Raw genomic sequence first — 20,649 nt, 5'->3', positions numbered from 1 at the left:
GCCTAAGCGTCCCAGAGCGTGCCCAGGGCCGACAGGCCGTCTCGGTACTCGATCCGCTCCGTCCAGTCGGCGGGCCAGGCCTCGGCCCCCAGCCAGGCGCCCGCGAAGGCGCCGGTGAGGCAGGCGATGGAGTCGGAGTCGCCGGCGGTGCAGGCGGCCCGGCGCAGGGCGGTGACGGGCTCCTCGGGGAAGAGCAGGAAGCACAGCAGCCCGGTGGCGAGGGCCTCCTCGGCGATCCAGCCCTCGCCGGTGGCCAGGCAGGGGTCGGTCTCCGGGGAGACGGTCCGCACGGCCTCCCGGAGCCGGCCGAGGATCTCCAGGCACTCGTCCCAGCCGCGCGCGATGAAGTGCTCGGGGCCGGGGTCCCCCGAGCGGGTCCACAGGTCGCCCAGCCAGGCGTGGTCGTAGCGCGTGCGGTGTTCCAGGGCGTACGAGCGCAGCCGCCCGACGAGTCCGGCGGGGTCGGCGCCCCCGGCGAGCAGGTGGACGGCGTGCGCGGTGAGGTCGGAGGCGGCCAGCGCGGTGGGGTGGCCGTGGGTGAGCGCGGCCTGCAACTGGGCGGCGCCGGCGCGCTGTTCGTCACTCAGTGCGGGGGCGAGGCCGATCGGGGCGACCCGCATGTTGGCGCCGCAGCCCTTGGAGCCGGGCTGGGTGGCGTCCTGCCAGGCCCGGTCCGGGTCCGCGAGCAGCTCGCAGGCCCGCAGACAGGTGGCGCCGGGGGCGCGGTTGTTCTCCGGCGACCGGTACCAGTGCCCGAACTCCTCGCGCAGCGGCCCCTCCAGCCCCTCCGGCGTCGGGTCGCCGAGGTCCAGGGCGGTTCGCAGGGCGCGGCCGACGGCGAGGGTCATCTGCGTGTCGTCGGAGACGAGCGCGCGCCGCGGCAGCTCCCGCACGCGCCAGGGCCCGAACGCGGACTCGATCAGCGGCACGGTCTTGAACTCGGCCGGGTAGCCGAGGGCGTCCCCGAGGGCGAGTCCGAGAAGCGCTCCGGTCGCCTGCTGCTTCGGCATATGCGCCATCCCCCTTTATCGTCATCGTGACAATAAAGGGGGATGATGATCAGCGCAAGGCGCGCTCTACAGATCGACTTCCTTCATCAGCATGCCGACCTCGGTGTTCGACAGGCGACGCAGCCAGCCCGACTTCTGGTCGCCGAGGGTGATCGGGCCGAAGGCGGTGCGCACCAGCCGCTCGACCGGGAAGCCGGCCTCCGCCAGCATGCGGCGCACGATGTGCTTGCGGCCCTCGTGCAGGGTCACCTCGACCAGGTAGTTCTTGCCGGTCTGCTCGACCACGCGGAAGTGGTCCGCGCGGGCGTAGCCGTCCTCCAGCTGGATGCCGTCCTTCAACCGCTTGCCCAGGTCGCGCGGGATCGGGCCGACGATGGCCGCCAGGTAGGTCTTCTTCACGCCGTACCGCGGGTGCGTGAGGCGGTGCGCCAGCTCGCCGTGGTTGGTGAGCAGGATGACGCCCTCGGTCTCGGTGTCCAGCCGGCCGACGTGGAAGAGCCGCGTCTCACGGTTGGTGACGTAGTCGCCGAGGCACTGCCGGCCCTCCGGGTCCTCCATGGTGGAGACCACGCCCGCGGGCTTGTTCAGCGAGAAGAACTGGTACGACTGGGTCGCCACGGTCAGGCCGTCGACCTTGACCTCGTCCTTCTCCGGGTCGACCCGCTTGCCCTGCTCGGTGACGATCTCGCCGTTCACCTCCACCCGGGCCTGCTCGATCAGCTCCTCGCAGGCCCGCCGGGAGCCGTAGCCCGCGCGCGCGAGGACCTTCTGCAGCCGCTCGCCCTCCTGCTCGGCGCCCGGGAAGGTCTTGGGCAGCTTGATGTCCTTCCTGCCCGCGTACCGCTCCCGGTTGCGCTCCTCGACCCGCGTCTCGTACTCACGCGAGCGTGCCGGGGCCGTCCGAGCGCCCTGCTGGGGCCGCTTCGGACCGCCCTTGGCGCCGCCGCGCGCGGCACCGCCGCGCCCGGCCTTCGGGCCGTCCTTGGTGGCCCCGGGGCCCACGTCGTAGCGGCGCTCCTCGGGGCGGGGCTTGCGGGGCCGGCCCTGCCCCTGCTTCTGGTCCCTGTTGTTGCCGGCACCGCGGTGGTTACCGCGCCCGCCGCTCTTGCCGCTGCCGCTGCTTCGCATCAAGGTTTCCGTCTTAGTCGTCTGCGTCCTGACCGCCGGGCGCGTCGGGCGCGTCCGGGTCGAACGACGGGACCCCCTCCCGGGACTCGGCCTCGACCGCCTCCGCCTCGGGGAGGAAGGGCGCGAGCTCCGGAAGCTCGTCCAGGCCGCGCAGGCCCATCCGCTCCAGGAAGTAGTCCGTCGTCCTGTACAGGATCGCACCTGTTTCGGGTTCCGTGCCCGCCTCCTCGACCAGACCGCGCTGGAGCAGGGTGCGCATCACGCCGTCGCAGTTCACCCCGCGCACGGCGGAGACCCTGCTGCGGCTGACCGGCTGGCGGTAGGCGACCACCGCCAGGGTCTCCAGCGCCGCCTGGGTGAGGCGGGCGGTCTGGCCGTCCAGGACCAGCCGTTCGACGGCGGGCGCGTAGGCGGCGCGGGTGTAGTAGCGCCAGCCGCCCGCGACGAACCGCAGCTCGAAGCCGCGGCCCTGCGCGGTGTACTCGTCGGCCAGCTCGCGCAGGGCGTCCGCGACCTGCCGCCGGGGCCGCTCCAGGAGCCGTGCCAGGTGCTCCTCGGCCGCGGGCTCGTCCACGACCATGAGCACCGCCTCCAGGGCGGGCTTGAGGTCGGGATCGGCGGGCTCGCTCATGCCTTCTCCTCCTCCTCGGGCTGCCGGGGCGGCCGGTCGAACTCGTCCGTGACCGTCGGCGCCCCGTCCCCGTCCCCGCCGGTCCAGCGCACCAGCAGCTCACCGAGGGCGGTCTCCTGGTCCAGCGCGACGGCCTTCTCGCGGTACAGCTCCAGCAGCGCCAGGAACCTGGCCACGACGGTGAGCGTGTCGTCGGTGTCCTCGACCAGCACCCGGAAGCTGGCCTCGCCGAGCTCCTTCAGGCGCGCGACCACGAGCCGCGCCTGTTCCCGCACGCTGACCAGCGGGGCGTGGATGTGGTCGACGTAGACCTGCGGCCTGGGTCTCGGCCGCATCGCCTTGACCGCCAGTTCGGCGAAGCCCTCGGGGCCGATGCTGATGACGACCTCGGGCAGCAGCTCGGCGTGGTGCGGCTCGAGTCCCACGGTACGGGGGTAGCGCCGGGCCTCCTCGTCGAGCCGCTCGTTGAAGATGTCGGCGATCCGCTTGTAGGCGCGGTACTGCAACAGCCGCGCGAACAGCAGGTCCCTGGCCTCCAGCAGGGCGAGGTCGGCCTCGTCCTCCACCTCGGCGGCGGGCAGCAGCCGGGCGGCCTTCAGGTCGAGCAGCGTGGCCGCGACGACGAGGAACTCCGTGGTCTGGTCCAGGTCCCAGTCCGGTCCCCTGGCCCGGATGTGCGCCATGAACTCGTCGGTGACCTTCGACAGGGCGACCTCGGTGACGTCCAGCTTGTGCCTGGAGATCAGCTGGAGCAGCAGGTCGAAGGGGCCCTCGAAGTTCGACAGCCGGACCTTGAAGACGCCGTCGGAGGGCGCGCCGGGCTTCTCGCCGGTCTCCTCCCGGGGCTCCTCCCGGGGCTCCTGCGGGGCGTGTGGGGACTCCTGTGGGGCTTCCCGGGGCTCAAGGGGTGCCGAGGCCTCCTGCGCGCTCTCGGCGGCCTCCGGCCCCGTCCGCCGGGTCTCCGGCCCGGTCGGCGGGATCTCCGGCCCGGTCCCCGCCGCGCCCGGTCCCCGCCCCAGCGCACGCCGACGGCCGGCCGGTGCGCCGGGGGCAGGGGCTTCGTTCCAGGTCATAGCCCCCGCAGGCTATCGCTACCGCCCGCGCAGCCGGCGTACGAGGATGCTCGCGTCCCCGCGGGACTCCAGGTCGGCCAGGACCACGGCCACCGCCTCGCGGACGATCCGGCCGCGGTCCACCGCGAGCCCGTGCTCGCCGCGGAGCACCAGGCGGGCGTGCTCCAGGTCCATCAGCTCCTCGGCCGAGACATAGACGGTGATCTTCTCGTCGTGCCGCTCGCGCCCGCTGGGCCGCCGGGTCGCCGACCGCCCGCGCTTGCGCGGCTGCGCGGCGGCCGGACCCTCCTGCGCCGCCTGGCGGCGCACCGGGCGGCTGCGGGACTCGCCGGTCTCGGCCGGCTCGGCGTCCGCCGCCACGTGCTCGGCGCCCTCTCCGTCGCCGTTGCGGACCGGCACCGACGGCGGTACGTCCTCCCCGGCGGCCGTCTCGTCGCTCTCCCCGGCGGGAGCCGGCACCCGGGCCTCACCGCCCGCCGCGCGCCGGGGAGTGGACGGCTGGAGCGCCATCCCTCCTGTGGTGCGGAAGAGTTCGTCGGCCCCGGGCAGACTCACTCGGCGTGACACCGGGCGAGCACCTCCCTGGCGAGCTGGCGGTAGGCGGCGGCACCGACGGAGTTGGAGGCGTACGTGGTGATCGGCTCACCGGCGACCGTGGTCTCCGGGAAGCGGACCGTGCGGCCGATGACCGTGTGGTAGACGTGGTCGTCGAAGGCCTCGACCACGCGGGCCAGCACCTCGCGGCTGTGGACGGTGCGCGAGTCGTACATCGTGGCGAGGATGCCGTCGAGCTCCAGCTCGGGGTTGAGCCGCTCCTGGACCTTCTCGATGGTCTCGGTCAGCAGGGCCACACCGCGCAGCGCGAAGAACTCGCACTCCAGCGGCACGATCACCTTGTGAGCGGCCGTCAGGGCGTTGACCGTGAGCAGGCCGAGCGAGGGCTGGCAGTCGATCACGATGTAGTCGTAGTCGGGCAGCAACGGCTTCAGGGCCCGCTGGAGCGTGGACTCGCGCGCGACCTCGGAGACCAGCTGGACCTCGGCGGCCGACAGGTCGATGTTGGAGGGCAGCAGGTCCATGTTGGGGACCGCGGTCTTCAGCAGGACCTCGTCCGCGGACATGCCCCGCTCCATGAGCAGGTTGTAGACGGTGAGGTCCAGCTCCATGGGGTTGACCCCGAGACCCACCGACAGCGCGCCCTGCGGGTCGAAGTCCACGAGCAGCACGCGCCGGCCGTACTCCGCGAGCGCGGCACCCAGGTTGATGGTCGACGTCGTCTTGCCGACGCCGCCCTTCTGGTTGCACATCGCGATGATCTTCGCGGGGCCGTGGTCGGTCAGCGGGCCCGGGATCGGGAAGTAGGGCAGCGGGCGTCCGGTCGGACCGATGCGCTCACGGCGCTGACGGGCCGCGTCGGGCGCGAGCGTGGCCGCGTACTCCGGATCCGGCTCGTACTCGGCGTCGGGGTCGTAGAAGTGCCCCTCGGGCAGTTCGTCGTAGTCGGCGAAGTGGTTGTGGGGCGCGCCACTTCCGTCGCCGGCCATGGCGTTCACGTGATGGCCATCCATGCTCTGGTGTGCTGTCCCGGCCGCCTGCGGACCGGAACTCTGGTGGGCTGCGAAGGTGCGCACAGCTACGGAGCCGACAGCCTCGAATCCCGCGGGGCCCTGGCCCCGGACCGGCATTCCTGGTTGACCACCCCCGGGAGAAAATGTCGACTCATTCACAAGTCGTCTTACCTCCTTGGTGACCAGGAAACTTCTAGACAAGGTCAGCGTGGCACCATGCCGACGGTTGGCGACTCTATGGCGTGTCGGCGGTCCGCAGCAACACAATCCGCCGGACCCGGCAGGATGTGTCGGCAATGAAACATGTCGCTGTCAAGGGCGTACGGCCGTCGCACAGCAGGTTTCCAGGGTGTGCGAATCGGTCGAAGCGTTACGTTCGAGGCGAGTTGACCGAGAGTCGCAAAGTGACCATACACACATCCGGCCGGACCTTGTCGGGCAAGGTCCGGCCGGATGTGCGGGATTGACGAGCCGTGTTGACGAATCGCCTTTTGGCGGGTGGCGACTTGGCGACTCACCCGGTCGTGACCTGCTCGCGCAGATCAGCCGAGCAGCGACTCCAGCTCGACGTGGGGCAGGCCGTGGGCCTCCGCGACCTCCTTGTAAACGACCTTGCCGTCATGGGTGTTGAGACCCTTGGCGAGCGCGGCATCGCGGCGCAGCGCCTCCACCCAGCCGTTGTTGGCCAGCGAGACGATGTACGGCAGCGTCGCGTTGGTGAGCGCGTTGGTGGAGGTGTTGGGCACACCGCCCGGCATGTTGGCGACGCAGTAGAAGACCGAGTTGTGCACCTTGAAGGTCGGCTCGGCGTGCGTGGTGGGGCGGGAGTCCTCGAAGCAGCCGCCCTGGTCGATCGCGATGTCGACAAGGACACTTCCGGGCTTCATCCGGGCCACCATCTCGTTGGTGACCAGCTTCGGGGCCTTGGCGCCCGGGATGAGGACCGCGCCGATGACGAGGTCGGCGTCGAGGACGGCCTTCTCCAGCTCGAAGGAGTTGGACATGACGGCCTTGATCTTCGTGCCGAAGATCTTGTCGGCCTCGCGCAGCTTGTTGATGTCGCGGTCGAGCAGGGTGACGTCGAAGCCCATGCCGATGGCGATCTGGGCGGCGTTCCAGCCGGAGACGCCACCGCCGATGACGACGGCCTTGGCCGGGGTCACGCCCGGGACGCCGCCGGGCAGCACGCCACGGCCGCCGGCCGCGCGCATCAGGTGGTAGGCGCCGACCTGCGGGGCCAGCCGGCCCGCGACCTCGGACATCGGGGCGAGCAGCGGCAGGGCGCGGCTGGGCAGCTCGACGGTCTCGTAGGCGATGGCCGTGGTGCCGGAGGCCAGCAGCGCGTCGGTGCACTCCTTGGACGCGGCCAGGTGCAGGTAGGTGAAGAGGGTCTGGTCCTTGCGGAGGCGGTGGTACTCCTCCGCGATGGGCTCCTTGACCTTCAGCAGCAGGTCGGCGCTCGCCCAGACCTCGTCCGCGGTGTCCAGGATGGCGGCACCGGCGGAGACGTACTCCTCGTCCGTGATCGAGGAGCCGAGGCCGGCGCCCCGCTCGATGACGACCTGGTGGCCGTTGCGCACCAGCTCGTGCACACCGGCGGGGGTGATGGCCACCCGGAACTCGTTGTTCTTGACCTCGCGGGGGATGCCGACCTTCACGTCGATCACGGTCCTTGGCTCAGAGGGTATGGGGGTGCAATACAGACGTACCCAGACATGCGGGGGCATACCGGGAGACACCGCAGGAGAATGTGCGGCAGAGCCAGTCTAATGAAGGCGTTCTAGCTGTCTAGCCTTTCATTGCATCAATCTTCGCTGGATGCGGTACGGATTTCGCAGGCGTTAGCGTCTTGTTCCAGCCTTGCGTCGTCCTCCGGGCCCTCCTCGGCCAGCAAGCGCTCCGCCGCCGCCCGGTGCAGCCGGGCCGCCGCGGGGTCGCCGAGGCGGTCCAGGGTGTCGGCCAGCCGCAGCTGCACCGCGGCCTGCAACCGGGCGTCCTCGGCCCGCCGGGCCCACTCCACCGCCTCCTGGCAGGTGCGCAGCGACTCCTCGGGCCGTCCCGCGTACTCCTGCACCCGGGCGATCTCGCTCAACGCCCGTGCGCTGGCGGCGACATCACCGCTCCTGCGGTAGCCGGCCAGGGCGGCCCGCCAGTTGCGCAGCGCCTCGCCGTAGCGGCCGGCGTAGGTGTGGGTGGTGGCGATCCGGCCGTACAGCCGGGCGGCCTCCGGGGCCTCGCCGCGGGCCAGCCGCTCGGCCAGTGCCCGGCCGAACCAGTCGGCGGCCCGGTCGTAATCGCCCAGCTCCTGGTAGGCGCCGCCTACGGATTCCATCGCGCGGCCGGTGGCGTACGGGTCGTTCGCCTCCCGTCCGGCGTCCAGCGCGGCCCGGTAGCGGGCCAGCGCCTCCCGGGTGCGGCCGGTCTGCGCGTCCAGATCGCCCAGGTTCAGCAGGGCCGCGGCCTTCTCCCGGGGCAGCCCGCGCCGCTCGGCGACGTCCAGCACCAGGCCGTGCACCCCGTACAGGTCGGGGGCGGCGGCCTGGGTGCCGACATGGGCGGCCAGCGCCCGCACCAGCTGGGACATCAGCCGGCGGGCGAGGGTGTCCAGCTCGCCGTCGGCCACCGCCAGGCGCGCCGACGCCAGCAGCGCGGGACGCCGGATGCGCAGCCAGTCGGCGGCGGCCCGCGGGTTCGGGAAGCGCAGCGCGGGCGGCATGCCGTTCAGCTTCTCCCGGGCCTGCGGGCTGTCGGTCTCGGTGATCGCCCGGCAGGACTGGAGCAGCCGTACCGTCCGCTCCAGCATCCGGGCCCGGGCCAGCTGGAGTTCGGCGGGCCGCTCCTGGGTCCCGGCCAGGGCGCGCAGCAGCGGGTGCAGCCGGCCGGGGACCTCCCACTGGGGCAGCGGGGAGTCCACCGCGCGCAGCAGGCTGAGGGCGGCGAGGTCGTCCAGGGTGGCGCGGGCGGCGTCCACCGAGCAGCCGGCCAGGGCGGAGGCGGTGTGCGGGTCGGCGAGGCCGGCCGGGGCGAGGCAGACCAGCCGAAGCAGCCGGGCGGCCGGCCCGGGCAGCTGGTCGTAGACGAGCCGGAAGACGCGGGACAGCGGGGTCGCCTCGGCGCCCTCCGCGCCGTCCTCGCAGGCCGCGTGCAGCCGCTTGACCAGGTCGGAGACGGCCGCCTTGGGACGGGCCGCGAGCCAGCCGCCGGCCAGCACCAGCGCGCCCGGGTGGCCCTGGCAGGCCTCCACCAGGCTCTCCGCGGCGCGCGGGTCGACGGTGACGCGGACCGCGCCGGCGTAGCCGGTGAGCAGGTCCACCGCGGACTTGGTGTCGAGGCCGCCCAGCGTGCAGGGACGGACGTCGGCGATACCGGTGAGCGGGCCCCGGGAGACGGCGACCACCAGGCAGTCGGGGGCCTCCGGGAGAAGGGCGTCGACCTGGTCGGCGTCGGCCGCGTCGTCCAGCAGGAGCACCGCGCGCCGGCCGGCCAGGGCCGCGCGCACGGCGGCGGCGAGGTCGTCCTCGGCTGCTCCGGCGGGGGCGGGCAGCTCCAGCGCCTCCAGCAGTGCGCGGGCCGCCCGCTCGACGGGCACCGGGGTGCCGTCGGGCTCGCTGAGCCGGGCCCGCAGCACCCCGCCGGGGTAACGGCCGGCGACCCGGCGGACGAGTTCCTCGGCGAGGCTGGTACGGCCGGAGCCGGGCCGGCCCGCGATGAGCAGGACGCGCGCGCGGGGCGCCTTGCGGCCGGACAGGGTGTCCAGGCCGGCGCGCTCGATGTCGGCGCGCAGTTCCTTCAACTCCCGGGCCCGGCCCAGGAAACGGTCCTTCGGGGCCGGGTGCGCGGACAGCTCCGCACCGTCTGGGTCCACCGCCTGTTCCGTCACGGGCCACACTCCCGTCCCACCGCACGCGCAAGCCCGCCGGTGTCTTCCGGTACGGGCGTTTGCAGAGCCTAGTTCACGCTCTGCGACGTACCCGGAGGAGCGCGGCGAACGCATCGCCCAATCGGATCAGGCGATGGTCACACCGGTGGTCCGGACGGGGTCCGGTCAGCTCTCGAAGGGGCGCGCGGGCCAGGGCGCGCCGGCCGGGCGCAGGGCGTCCAGCCCGTCCCCGCCGCGGGCGGCGACCAGGGACAGCACGCCGACCACGAGACAGTTGTTGTGCACGTCCCCCGCCAGGATCCGGCGCACGAGTTCGTCGACCGGCACGCGCGCGTGCTCCATGTCGGTCTCCTCGTGCTCCGCCGCGAAGCGCTCCCCGTCGGCCTCGGACAGCTCGCGGGCGAGGAAGATCCGCACGGCCTCGTCGCAGCCGCCGGGGGTGGTGTAGACGTCGGTCAGCACCCGCCAGTCCTCGGCCTTGACGTGCGCCTCCTCGTACAGCTCCCGCTGGGCGGCGTGCAGCGGGTTCTCGCCGGGCACGTCCAGCAGGCCGGCCGGGATCTCCCACAGCTTGTGCCGCACCGGGTGGCGGTACTGGTTGATCAGCAGGACCCGGTCGTCCTCGTCCAGGGCGAGGACGGCGACCGAGCCGGGGTGGACCTGGTAGTCGCGGCGGACCACCGAGCCGTCGGGCATGACCACCTCGTCGGTGCGCACGGAGGTCTTGTTGCCCGTGAAGGGGGTCTCCGTGGCCCGGATCTCCCACTCCTCGGGGGCGTCCTTGATCGTCATGCCCTGTCCTTCCACGTAACACGGTGAAACCGGGGTGCCCACCTTCGAAGGTACGCACCCCGGCCACCGTACAACCGGCGTGTTACTTGGAGTTCTTCCGCTCGACAGCCGCCTTCACCAGACCGGCGAACAGCGGGTGCGGACGGGTCGGCCGGGAGCGCAGCTCCGGGTGGGCCTGGGTGGCGACCAGGTACGGGTGGACGTCCCGCGGGTACTCGACGTACTCCACGAGCTTGCCGTCGGGGGAGGTGCCGGAGAAGACGATGCCGGCCTTCTTCTCCAGTTCCGCGCGGTAGGCGTTGTTGACCTCGTAGCGGTGGCGGTGGCGCTCCTCGACGTACTCCTTGCCGTCGTAGACCTCGCGGACGATGGAGCCCTCGGCGAGCTTGGCCGGGTACATGCCCAGGCGCATCGTGCCGCCCATGTCGCCCTCGCCGGCGACGATGTCCATCTGCTCGGCCATGGTGGAGATCACCGGGTGGGCGGTGGCCGGGTCGAACTCGGTGGAGTTGGCGTCGGGGACGCCGGCCAGGTTGCGGGCGGCCTCGATCACGATGCACTGCAGGCCCAGGCACAGGCCGAGCAGCGGGATCTTGTTCTCCCGGGCGTAGCGGATCGCGCCGACCTTGCCCAGCACACCGCGGTCGCCGAAGCCGCCGGGGATGCAGATGCCGTCCACGCCCGCCAGCTGGGCCTTGGCCCCGGCCGGGGTCTTGCAGTCGTCGGAGGTGACCCACTTGATCTTCACCCGGGCACGGTTGGCGAAGCCGCCCGCGCGCAACGCCTCGGTGACCGACAGATAGGCGTCGGGCAGGTCGATGTACTTGCCGACCAGGGCGAGGGTGACCTCGTGCTCGGGGTTGTGCACGCGGTCGAGCAGGTCGTCCCAGGTGGTCCAGTCCACGTCCCGGAACGGCAGGTCGAGCTTGCGCACCACGTAGGCGTCCAGGCCCTCGGTGTGCACGACCTTGGGGATGTCGTAGATCGAGCGGGCGTCGGGGCAGGCGACCACGGCGGCCTCGTCCACGTCGCACATCAGGGAGATCTTCCGCTTGATCGCGGTGGGGACCTCCCGGTCGCAGCGCAGCACGATCGCGTCGGGCTGGATGCCGATGTTGCGCAGCGCGGCCACCGAGTGCTGGGTCGGCTTGGTCTTCAGCTCGCCGGAGGGGCCGATGTAGGGCAGCAGGGAGATGTGCACCACGAAGACGTTGTCCCGGCCGACCTCGTGGCGGACCTGGCGGACGGTCTCCAGGAACGGCAGCGACTCGATGTCGCCGACCGTGCCGCCGACCTCGGTGATGACCACGTCGACCTCGTCGGTGGCCATGCGCCGGATGCGGTGCTTGATCTCGTTGGTGATGTGCGGGATGACCTGCACGGTGTCGCCCAGGTACTCGCCGCGCCGCTCCTTGGCGATCACGGTGGAGTACACCTGGCCGGTGGTGACGTTGGCGCTGCCGTCCAGGTCGCGGTCGAGGAAGCGCTCGTAGTGGCCGATGTCCAGGTCGGTCTCGGCGCCGTCGTTGGTGACGAACACCTCACCGTGCTGGAAGGGGTTCATCGTGCCCGGGTCGACGTTCAGGTACGGGTCGAGCTTCTGCATCACGACACGCAGGCCGCGGGCCTTGAGCAGCATGCCCAGGCTGGAGGCGGTCAGACCCTTGCCGAGCGAGGAGGCGACACCCCCGGTGACGAAGATGTGCTTGGTCGTCGTGGATTTGGGCGGCATGGCCAAGAGGGGGCTCCCGTGGTCGCTGGCGGTGATGCGGTGCGGCTGCCGGCCCGGGGGGTTCCGGGGGTGCCGTCGCTGCGGTTCGGGGGGTTTTCTCCCACCGGTCCACGGGCTACCAGCGTATCAGCGCCTGAGCGGGATGGCTTCCGGCCACGCTCCGCGCTCGGCCGGGCACAGCACGAGTCGACCGGTGTCACTCATGCAACTTCCGTACCGGTCCGGGCACACGGTTCTCACCCGGCGGTCACTCGTTCGGCCCATACGGGTTGCCCGGAGCGGCCCCCGGATCAACCGCGTGCGTCGTATCCTGCTCGGACACTCACTGCCGAGCCCGGCCGGAAACGACGGCACACCCCCGCCTGCACCAACCCGGAACAACGAGAGCGCGGCAGTTCGTTGAGCAAGGACTGTCGTGTTTGCCTCAGGGCTCGGCGGGCTGCTTTGCTTCACCGCTCAACGACACACAACAACGACCCTTGACCGCACTAGCGACTGCCCCCTGCGCGGGGGTGTGACGTGGCCGTTCGACTGGAGTTGCACGTGGCCGGGCGCATCGAAGACTACGCACTCATCGGAGACATGCAGACCGCCGCACTGGTCTGCCGGGACGGCACGGTGGACTGGCTGTGCCTGCCCCGCTTCGACTCGCATGCCATCTTCGCCGGCCTGCTGGGCACCGAGGAGCACGGCTTCTGGCGGCTCGGCCCGGCGCACGCGGCCGACGCGAAACCGCCCACGGCCGCCCGGCGCGGCTACCGCGGCGACTCGCTGATCCTGGAAACCGAGTGGGACACCCCGCGCGGCACCGTACGCGTGACCGATTTCATGCCCCCGCGTGACGGCGCCCCCCAGCTGATCCGGATCGTGGAGGGCGTCACCGGCCGGGTGCCGATGCGCTCCGCCCTGCGGATGCGGTTCTCCTACGGCCGGGTGGTGCCGTGGGTGCACAAGCACGAGGGCCGCACGGTGGCCGTCGCCGGACCCGACTCCGTGTGGTTCGACACCGAGGCCGAGACCTACGGCAAGGCGCTGACGACCTACGCCGACTTCACCGTGGCCCCGGGCGACCGCATCGCCTTCACCATCTCCTGGCAGCCCTCGCACAAGGAGCCGCCGCCGCTGCCGGAGCCGGAGGCCTCGCTGGAGGCCACGGAGGACTTCTGGCGCGAGTGGGTCGAACACTGTACGTACCACGGGCCCTACCGCGAGGCGGTGATCCGTTCGCTGATCACCCTGAAGGCGCTGACGTACGCCCCCACGGGCGGCATCGTCGCCGCCCCGACGACCTCCCTGCCCGAGGACATCGGGGGCGTGCGCAACTGGGACTACCGCTACACCTGGCTGCGGGACGCGGCGATCACCCTGTCCTCGCTGTTGCGCACCGGCTACCGCGAGGAGGCCCGTGCCTGGCGCGAGTGGCTGCTGCGGGCGGTCGCCGGCGACCCGGAGAACCTCCAGATCATGTACGGCATCGCCGGCGAGCGGGAGCTGGGCGAGGCCGAGCTGGACTGGCTGCCGGGCTATGAGAAGTCCGCCCCGGTCCGGGTCGGCAACGGCGCCGCGCACCAGCTCCAGCTGGACGTGTACGGCGAGGTCACCGAGGCCCTGCACCTGGGTCATATGACCGGTCTGGCCCGCAACGACTACGCCTCCCTGCTCCAGCTGAAGCTGATCCGCTACCTGGAGGACCACTGGCAGGAGCCGGACGAGGGCATCTGGGAGGTGCGCGGCCCGCGCCGGCACTTCGTGCACTCCAAGGTGATGGCCTGGGTCGCGGTGGACCGCACCATCAAGCTGATCGAGTCCGGGGACGCGGACGGCCCGCTGGAGCGCTGGCGCGAGCTGCGCGACGACATCCACCGGGACGTGTGCGAGAAGGGCTACGACAAGGAGCGCAACACCTTCACCCAGTCCTACGGCTCCAAGGAGCTGGACGCCTCGCTGCTGCTGATCCCGCAGATGGGCTTCCTGCCGCCGGACGACAAGCGGGTGATCGGCACCATCGAGGCGATCCAGCGCGAGCTGTCCACGCCGGACGGGTTCATCCTGCGCTATCCCACGGAGGGCGAGGACGCGGGCGTCGACGGCCTGCCCGGCGACGAGGGCGCCTTCCTGGCCTGCTCGTTCTGGATGGCGGACGACCTGGCGATGATCGGCCGGGTGGACGAGGCCCGCAAGCTGTTCGAGAAGCTCCTCGCGCTGCGCAACGACCTCGGTCTGCTCGCCGAGGAGTGGGACCCTCGGTTGAAGCGGCAGGTGGGGAACTTCCCGCAGGCGTTCAGCCACGTGCCGCTGATCGACACGGCGCTGCGGCTGACCGCGTCCGGCGCGTACGGAGGGTAGGGGCCGTCGGCCGGCTGCGGGTCCGCCGTGGCCGGTCGCGCGGTTCCCCGCGCCCCTTCGGGGCGCGCACGCCTAGGCTGACAGCGTGGCTTTCTCCACGGCGCACACGGCGCTCGCCGCCCTCCGTGAGGAGCTGGCCGGCGAGGTGTTCGCCCCGTGGGACCCCGGCTACGACGGGGCCCGCGCCGTCTTCGACGCGCGGGACGGCCGGCGGCCGGCGGTGATCGCCCGGTGCGCGGACGCGGCCGACGTGGTGCGGGCCGTCCGCTTCGGCCGGGAGCTGGACCTGCGCGTCGCGGTGCGCGGCGGCGGCCACGGCGCCGCCGGTACGGCGTCGGCCGACGGAGCGCTGATGGTGGACCTGAGCCGGCTGCGCCGGGTGGGCGTCGACCCGGTGGCCGGGACGGCCCGGGTCGAGGGCGGCGCCACGACGGGCGAGCTGGACCGGGCGGCCCTGCCGTACGGTCTGGCGACCACCGGCGCGCGGGCCCCCACCACCGGTGTGGCCGGCTTCGTCCTCGGCGGCGGCACCGGCTGGCTGGACCGCCTCTTCGGCCCGGCCGCCGACAGCCTCCTGACCGTCGAGCTGGTGACCGCCGACGCCGCACGGGTGCGCGCGAGCGCCGACGAGCACCCCGAGCTGTTCCGGGCACTGCACGGCGGGGGCGGCAACTTCGGTGTCGTCACCGCGCTCACCCTGCGGCTGCACGAGCTGCCGCGGTTCTCCCTCGCCCTGCTGCGGTATCCGCCCGGCCGCGGACCGGAGGTGGTCCGCGCCTTCCGGGAGGTCTTCCGTACCGGCCCGGACGAGCTGGGCGGCGCGCTGCTGTACCTGGCCGGGCCGCCCGCGCCGGCGGGCGGCCCGCGGTGCGCGGCCGTGCTGACCTACGCCGGCGGCGCGGACGGGCTGCGCGACCTCGCCGGGCCGCTGCGCGCGCTGCCGCACGAGGCGGCAGTGGCCGGCGAGGTGCCCTACACCGAGGCGCAGCGCCTGCTCGACACCCCGTCCGGGCTGCGCCGCCACGGGTCGGCGGAGTGTCTGACCGGGCTGCCCCAGGAGGCGGTGGACGCCTTCTGCGCGGGCGGGGAGGGCATGCCGGCGGCGGCCGGCTCCCGGCATCTGCTGTTCCCGCAGGGCGGGGCGGTCGCCGCCGGGCCGCGCGGTTACCCGCTGGCCTGGCGGGACGCCCCGTGGACCGCGCACCCGTGCGCGGTGTGGGCGGACCCGGCGGAGGACGAGCGGGCGCTTCGCTGGGTACGGGACGCCCGCGCCGCCCTGCGGCCGTGGAGCACCGGGGCCGTGTGCCTGAACCTGATCGGCGACGAGGGCCCGGAGCGGGTCCGGGCGGGGCTGGGCGCCGGGAACGTGCTGCGGCTGGAGAAGGTGAAGCGGCGCTACGACCCCGACAACGTCTTCCGCTGCAACCACAACATCCGTCCCGTGTGAGCCCCCCTGGTCAGCCCAGGGCCGCGATCACCTCCCGCGCCGCCCGCTCGCCCTCCGTCGCGCCGCCCTCCATGAAGCCCTGGAAGTCGTAGGAGCAGTGCTCGCCGGCGAGGTGGATGTTGCCCTGGGCCGTGCCCTCGTAGCCGGCGTACCGGTGCAGATACCCCACCGGCCAGTACGAATAGGCGCCCTGGGTGTACGGGTCGAGGTGCCAGGCCGACAGCTGGGCGCGCCCGGTCCAGGCGGCCGACGTGCCGGGGAAGAAGGCGTCGATGTCCTTCAGGTACCGGGTGGCGAGGTCCTTGACGTAAGGGTCGTCCTCGTACGAGAACGGCCCCGCCGGCGTCAGCGACCCGGCGCGGCTGCCGCCGCCGTACTGGATGAGGATGCCGCCGGTGCCCGGCTGGACCTTGGTGGTGTCCCAGGTCTGCTGCACCCCGAGGTCGGTGAAGCAGTCGCCCGCGGACACCCCGGGCCAGGGGCCGGTGCCGCGCCAGGGGCGGCCGGTGAACTGCATGTTGAGCTTGGTGCAGTAGCCCATGCGGGCATCGCGCAGCAGGCTGGTCATACGGGGGTCGAACCCGGCTTTGCTCAGGTCCAGCCGCTTCAGGACCGGCAGGGGAACGCACAGGATGGTGTGGTCGGCGGTGACCGTGCGGGTGCTGCCCGCCTCGGTGAAGGTGAGGGTCTGGGTGCCGTCGGTGCCGGCCCGCACCGCCTGGAGGGACCAGCCGTGCCGGAGCGTTCCGGCGGGCAGCCAGGCGGCGATGGCACGCGGGAGCCGGTCGTTGCCGCCGACGATGTGGTACCGCTCGTCGGACAGGCCCCAGACGTTGAAGTGGCCCGGGTTGGGCTGGTAGCCCATGAGCAACACGAGGGCGAGCGAGGACTGCTCGGTGGTGTCGGCGCCGTACTCGACGGCGTAGGCGACGTCGAGGAAGCGGCCGAGCGGGGAGGCGTGGCCGCCGGGCACCCGCGTCTCGATCCAGTCGTACAGGGACAGGTTGTCCAGGGCGGTGCCGGCCGGCGTGGTCCGGTCCCATTTGACCTCGCCGGCGGCCTGGAGATCGGCGCGCAGGGACTGGTAGACCGCCTTGAAGTCCTCGTCGGCCCGGTCGCGCGGGTAGTACGCGCCGTCGAACCAGAGGACTTCCTCCGCGCCCTGGGGACCGCCGCCGGCGAAGTCCTCGACGGGCAGGGAGAAGCGGCGGCACAGCTGGAGGATCTTCTTGTGGCCGGTGTCGATCAGCTCGCCGCCGATCTCCGAGGTCTGCCCCCAGGCCCAGTGGTCGCGCTGGGTGTACATGCGGCCGCCGACGCGGGTGGGGTGGGCCTCGTAGAGGGTGCAGGCGTATCCCGCGTCGCGCAGGGTGAGGGCGGCGGTCAGCCCGGCGATCCCCGCGCCGACGACGGCGACGCGGGGCGCGGACGCGGCGGCGGACGGTGCCGGGACGGCCGCGGCGGCCGGTGTGGGGACGGCCGCGGCGGTCGTCACGGCGGCCGTGCCGGCGGCGCCCTTGAGGACGGTGCGCCGGCGCACGGCCCGCGCCTCGGCGACGGGCAGACCAAGCCGCTCGGCGGCGGCGTGGTCGGCGGTGAGGGTGCGAAGGACGTGCATCAGCCGCGTACGGGACACGGGTGCCTCCTCAGGCGTTGGCGGGGGCTTGCTCGACGTCGTCGTCCGTGCGCTCGGCCGCGTCCTCTAGGACGATCCGGCCGATGACCTCGTACCGTTCCGGCCGCCGGGCCCGCAGATACAGACCGAGCCCGCAGCCGCCGAAGAAGACCAGCCCGACGATCCACGGGATGGCCTCGAAGAAGAGCGACCCGGCCGCCGTACCGGCCGCGGTGTCCATGTTGACCACCAGCAGCACCACGACGGCGATCATGCCGAGGCCGCCGAGCAGCGGCGCGGTCAGGGTGCGGAACCAGTGCCGGTCCTCGGGGTGGTTGCGGCGGAAGTAGCCGATGACGGCGAAGGAGCAGAGGGTCTGCACGATGAGGATCGCCATCGTGCCGAGGATCGCCAGCAGTGTGTACAGGTGGATGTACGGGTCCTGCCCGGTCGCCCAGAACGCGCCGACGATGACGACGGCGATGACGGACTGGGTGAAGGAGGCGAGGTACGGCGAGCCGTGCCGCGGGTGGGTGCGGCCCAGCGCGGGGTGCAGGAAGCCCTCGCGGCCGATGGCGTACAGATAGCGGGCCGCGCACTGGTGGAAGGCCATGCCGCAGGCGAACGAGCCGGTGATCAGCAGCCACTGGAAGGCGTCCACCGCCCAGGCGCCGATGAAGCCGCGCGCCGGGTCGAAGAACAGGTCGAGGGGGCTCGCGCCGGCGGAGACCCGTACCGCGCCGTCGAGGCCGTTGCCGGCGATGGTCATCCAGGAGACGTAGATGTAGAACAGGCCGACGCCGATGACGGAGATCAGCGTCGCGCGCGGGATGACGCGCTTGGGGTCGCGGGACTCCTCGCCGTACATCGCCGTCGATTCGAAGCCGACCCACGACCAGAAGGCGAAGAACAGGCCGAGGCCTGCGGAGGCGCCGGTGAAGGCGTTCTTGGGGTTGACCGGCGCGACGGGGATGCCGTCCGGGCCGCCGCCGCGCAGCAGGACGGCGGTGGCGACCGCGAAGAGGACCGCGATCTCGGCGACGAGCAGCACGCCGAGCGCCTTGGCGGTCAGGTTGATGTCGAAGTACGACAGCACGGCCGTCACCAGCAGCATCGCGGCCGCGTACCCGGCCCACGGCAGATCGGCGCCGAGCTGGTCGCGGACGGTGGTCTGCGCGAAGTAGGCGAAGACGCCGACGATGGACGCCTCGAAGACGACGTACGCGAGCACGGCGAGCATGCCGGAGGCCATGCCCGCGATGCGCCCCAGGCCGTGCGAGATGAACCCGTAGAAGGCTCCGGCCGCGGTGATGCGGCGGGCCATGGCGACATAGCCGACGGAGAAGACCGCCAGCACCAGCGTCGCGAAGAGATAGCCGGCCGGTGCTCCGGTGCCGTTGCCGAAGCCGACGGCGATCGGCAGGTTGCCGGTCATCGCCGTGATCGGCGCGGCGGTGGCCACCGCCATGAACACCACGCCCACCAGTCCTACGGAATTCGCCTTGAGGCGCTGTACCTCTCGCGTGGGTTTCTCTGTCATTCCCGCCCCTCATGTGGTGCTCGCGCAACGAAATCCGAAGGTCAAACGGCGGTTCTTGTACGGTTGCGACAGTGTGCCGGGGCAGTGACGTACACCACAACAGACAGGCGGTCGGGTAATTCCGCGCCGAGGGCGACGCAGTGTCGCTCGCGCGGGCCCGGTGACCGCCGCCGTGATCGGACGGAGATGTCGGCGAAACGTACGCCCGGGTAGCGTCCGCTGCATGGACAGCCGTACGGACCACCGACTCGACACCCAGGGCGCCGGCATCACCGTGCAGCGGGCGCTGGAGCTGCCCGGACTGCGCAGCGGACTGCCGGAGATCCTGGCGGGCGCCGACCGGCTCGGCCGCACCGTGCGCTGGGTGCACGCGGGCGAGGTCCCGAACATCGCCTCGCTGCTCAAGGGCGGCGAGCTGCTGCTCACCACGGGCTACGGCCTGGGCACCCGGCCGGCCGAGCAGCGGGCGTTCGTGCGGACCCTGGCCGAACGGGGCATCGCCGCCCTGGTGGTGGAACTGGGGCCGCGCTTCGGCCGGCTGCCGGCGGCGCTGGTGGACACGGCCCGCACGGCCGGTCTGCCGCTGGTCCAGCTGCACCGCGAGGTGCCGTTCGTGACGGTGACCGAGGAGGTCCACACCGAGATCGTCAACGGCCACTACGCGCTGCTCCAGCGCGCCGAGGAGGTGCACCGGCGCTGCACCGAGGCGCTGCTGGGCGGCGGCGGGGTGCCGCAGGTGCTGTGCATCCTGGCCGACTTCAGCGGCAACCCGGTGTTCCTGGAGACGGCGGACGGCCGGCTGCTGTACGCCGCCGGGGCCGGGCCGGAGGGCGCCGACCCGCTCCAGGTGTGGGAGGGGCTGCGCGGCCCGCACAAGGAGGCCCCGCCGCCGGCCGGCACGGTGCTGGTGGACGTGCCCGGCGGCGGTTTGGGCACGGCCGGCTCGGTGCGGGCCCGGCTGGTCGTGCTGCCGGTGCGCGCGACGCCGGCCCCGGTGCACCGGATCGCCGCCGAGCGGGCCGCGGGCATCCTGGCCGTGGTGCTGATGCAGGCCCGGCAGGAGGAGGAGCTGGCGGCGCGCGGGCGCGGGGACTTCCTCACCGATCTCGCCGAGGGCCGGATCACGGCCGAGGACGCCCCGGCGCAGGCCCGGGTGCTCGGCTTCAAGCCGGGTGACAGCCCGCTGCTGCCGGTGGTGATGCGGATCGGGGACACCCTCTCGCCCGGCGGGGGCTGGGCGGTGCTGGCCCGGGCGGTCTCCGAGGAGCTGGCCGCGGTGGGGGTGCCGGTGCTGCTGGGCGTGCGGCCGGTGGAGGGCCGGGTCCTGGTGCTGCTGGGGCTGCGCGCGGAGGCGGAGCGGACGGCGGTCGCGGACCGGGTGGCGGCGGCGCTGCGGGCCGGGGTGGAGCGGGCCGGGATGCGGCGGCCGGGCTCGCCGCCGCCGGTGGTGGTGGTCGGGGTGGCCGGCGGCTGGGCGGCGGCCTCGGCGGGGCTGCGGCACGCGGCGGAGACGGCGACGGCGGCCCAGGGCCTGACCGACCGGCCCTGGTACGACGCCCGGCGCCTGGACATCGACCTGCTGCTGTGGCGGCTGCGTGACCACCCGGACCTGGCGGCCTTCGTGGACCGGGCGATCGGCCCGCTGCGCGAGCACGACCGGCGTTCCCGGCCGCCGCTGCTGCCGACGCTGGAGACCTATCTCGCGCACGCGGGCCGCAAGGCGGAGACGGCCCGCGAGCTGCATCTCAACCGTCAGACGCTGTACAACCGCCTGGCCCGCATCGGCGAGTTGCTGGGCATCGACCTGGACGACCCGCAGACGGTGCTGGCGCTGAGCCTGGCCCTGCGGGCCCGCCGGCACGTGCCGTAGGCGTCCGCGGCGGCCGG

General features: G+C 72.8%; 15 protein-coding genes. 3 read left to right on the top strand and 12 right to left on the bottom strand.

The genetic code is table 11. From position 1 onward, the window contains the following. Positions 1–2: 2 nt before the first annotated feature. The 10 genes from ABD350_RS23515 to pyrG all read right to left on the bottom strand — a co-directional run bounded on the left by ABD350_RS23515 (position 3) and on the right by pyrG (position 11,814). On the bottom strand, positions 3–1,010 hold the full coding sequence (locus ABD350_RS23515; protein WP_344350259.1) for an ADP-ribosylglycohydrolase family protein: 1,008 nt from the start codon (positions 1,008–1,010) through the stop codon (positions 3–5). Between the two features lie 66 nt (positions 1,011–1,076). Then, entirely contained in the window at positions 1,077–2,138 is a 1,062-nt protein-coding gene (locus ABD350_RS23510) for a pseudouridine synthase (protein WP_344350258.1), read from the bottom strand. Positions 2,139–2,151: 13 nt separating this feature from the next. Beyond that, entirely contained in the window at positions 2,152–2,769 is a 618-nt protein-coding gene (gene scpB, locus ABD350_RS23505) for an SMC-Scp complex subunit ScpB (RefSeq protein WP_344350257.1), read from the bottom strand. Next, positions 2,766–3,842, bottom strand: a complete 1,077-nt coding sequence (locus ABD350_RS23500; RefSeq protein ID WP_344350256.1) for a segregation and condensation protein A — start codon at positions 3,840–3,842, stop codon at positions 2,766–2,768. The genes scpB and ABD350_RS23500 overlap by 4 nt, the downstream gene beginning before the upstream one ends. Positions 3,843–3,860: 18 nt before the next feature. Next, positions 3,861–4,409 carry a hypothetical protein gene (locus ABD350_RS23495; protein WP_344350255.1) on the bottom strand — a complete coding sequence of 183 codons (549 nt, stop codon included), beginning with the start codon at positions 4,407–4,409 and terminating at the stop codon, positions 3,861–3,863. Next, a complete protein-coding gene (locus ABD350_RS23490) occupies positions 4,394–5,527 on the bottom strand; it encodes a ParA family protein (RefSeq protein ID WP_344350254.1) in 1,134 nt (377 codons plus the stop codon). Before ABD350_RS23490 ends, ABD350_RS23495 begins: the two co-directional genes overlap by 16 nt. 425 nt (positions 5,528–5,952) lie before the next feature. Next, the gene (gene ald, locus ABD350_RS23485) at positions 5,953–7,077 is read right to left on the bottom strand and encodes an alanine dehydrogenase (protein WP_344350253.1); all 1,125 of its coding nucleotides are present in this window, start codon (positions 7,075–7,077) and stop codon (positions 5,953–5,955) included. Between the two features lie 137 nt (positions 7,078–7,214). Continuing rightward, complete coding sequence (locus ABD350_RS23480; protein WP_344350252.1) at positions 7,215–9,290, bottom strand: tetratricopeptide repeat protein; 2,076 nt, start codon at positions 9,288–9,290, stop codon at positions 7,215–7,217. A gap of 165 nt (positions 9,291–9,455) precedes the next feature. Beyond that, a complete protein-coding gene (locus ABD350_RS23475; RefSeq protein ID WP_344350251.1) occupies positions 9,456–10,082 on the bottom strand; it encodes an NUDIX domain-containing protein in 627 nt (208 codons plus the stop codon). 82 nt (positions 10,083–10,164) lie between these two features. Then, on the bottom strand, positions 10,165–11,814 hold the full coding sequence (gene pyrG / locus ABD350_RS23470) for a CTP synthase (RefSeq protein ID WP_344350250.1): 1,650 nt from the start codon (positions 11,812–11,814) through the stop codon (positions 10,165–10,167). 543 nt (positions 11,815–12,357) lie between these two features. On the opposite strand from pyrG, the gene ABD350_RS23465 reads away from it, so the two are divergent. Together ABD350_RS23465 and ABD350_RS23460 are read left to right on the top strand one after the other, a co-directional pair. Next, positions 12,358–14,160 carry a glycoside hydrolase family 15 protein gene (locus ABD350_RS23465; protein WP_344350551.1) on the top strand — a complete coding sequence of 601 codons (1,803 nt, stop codon included), beginning with the start codon at positions 12,358–12,360 and terminating at the stop codon, positions 14,158–14,160. Positions 14,161–14,245: 85 nt separating this feature from the next. After that, a complete protein-coding gene (locus tag ABD350_RS23460; RefSeq protein ID WP_344350248.1) occupies positions 14,246–15,607 on the top strand; it encodes an FAD-binding oxidoreductase in 1,362 nt (453 codons plus the stop codon). Positions 15,608–15,617: 10 nt separating this feature from the next. Here ABD350_RS23460 and ABD350_RS23455 read toward each other — a convergent pair whose 3' ends face one another. Both ABD350_RS23455 and ABD350_RS23450 read right to left on the bottom strand, forming a co-directional pair. Then, the gene (locus ABD350_RS23455; RefSeq protein ID WP_344350247.1) at positions 15,618–17,243 is read right to left on the bottom strand and encodes a flavin monoamine oxidase family protein; all 1,626 of its coding nucleotides are present in this window, start codon (positions 17,241–17,243) and stop codon (positions 15,618–15,620) included. Between the two features lie 10 nt (positions 17,244–17,253). After that, on the bottom strand, positions 17,254–18,762 hold the full coding sequence (locus tag ABD350_RS23450; RefSeq protein ID WP_344350246.1) for an APC family permease: 1,509 nt from the start codon (positions 18,760–18,762) through the stop codon (positions 17,254–17,256). 223 nt (positions 18,763–18,985) lie between these two features. Here ABD350_RS23450 and ABD350_RS23445 point away from each other — a divergent pair, with 223 nt between their 5' ends. Then, on the top strand, positions 18,986–20,632 hold the full coding sequence (locus ABD350_RS23445) for a PucR family transcriptional regulator (RefSeq protein WP_344350244.1): 1,647 nt from the start codon (positions 18,986–18,988) through the stop codon (positions 20,630–20,632). The last annotated feature ends 17 nt before the right edge of the window (positions 20,633–20,649 follow it).

The sequence above is a fragment of the Streptomyces nogalater genome (genome assembly GCF_039532885.1).
Taxonomy (GTDB): Bacteria; Actinomycetota; Actinomycetes; order Streptomycetales; family Streptomycetaceae; genus Streptomyces; species Streptomyces nogalater.
Note: the sequence above shows the minus strand (reverse complement) of the source record. Positions and strands in the feature narration are given on the sequence as shown.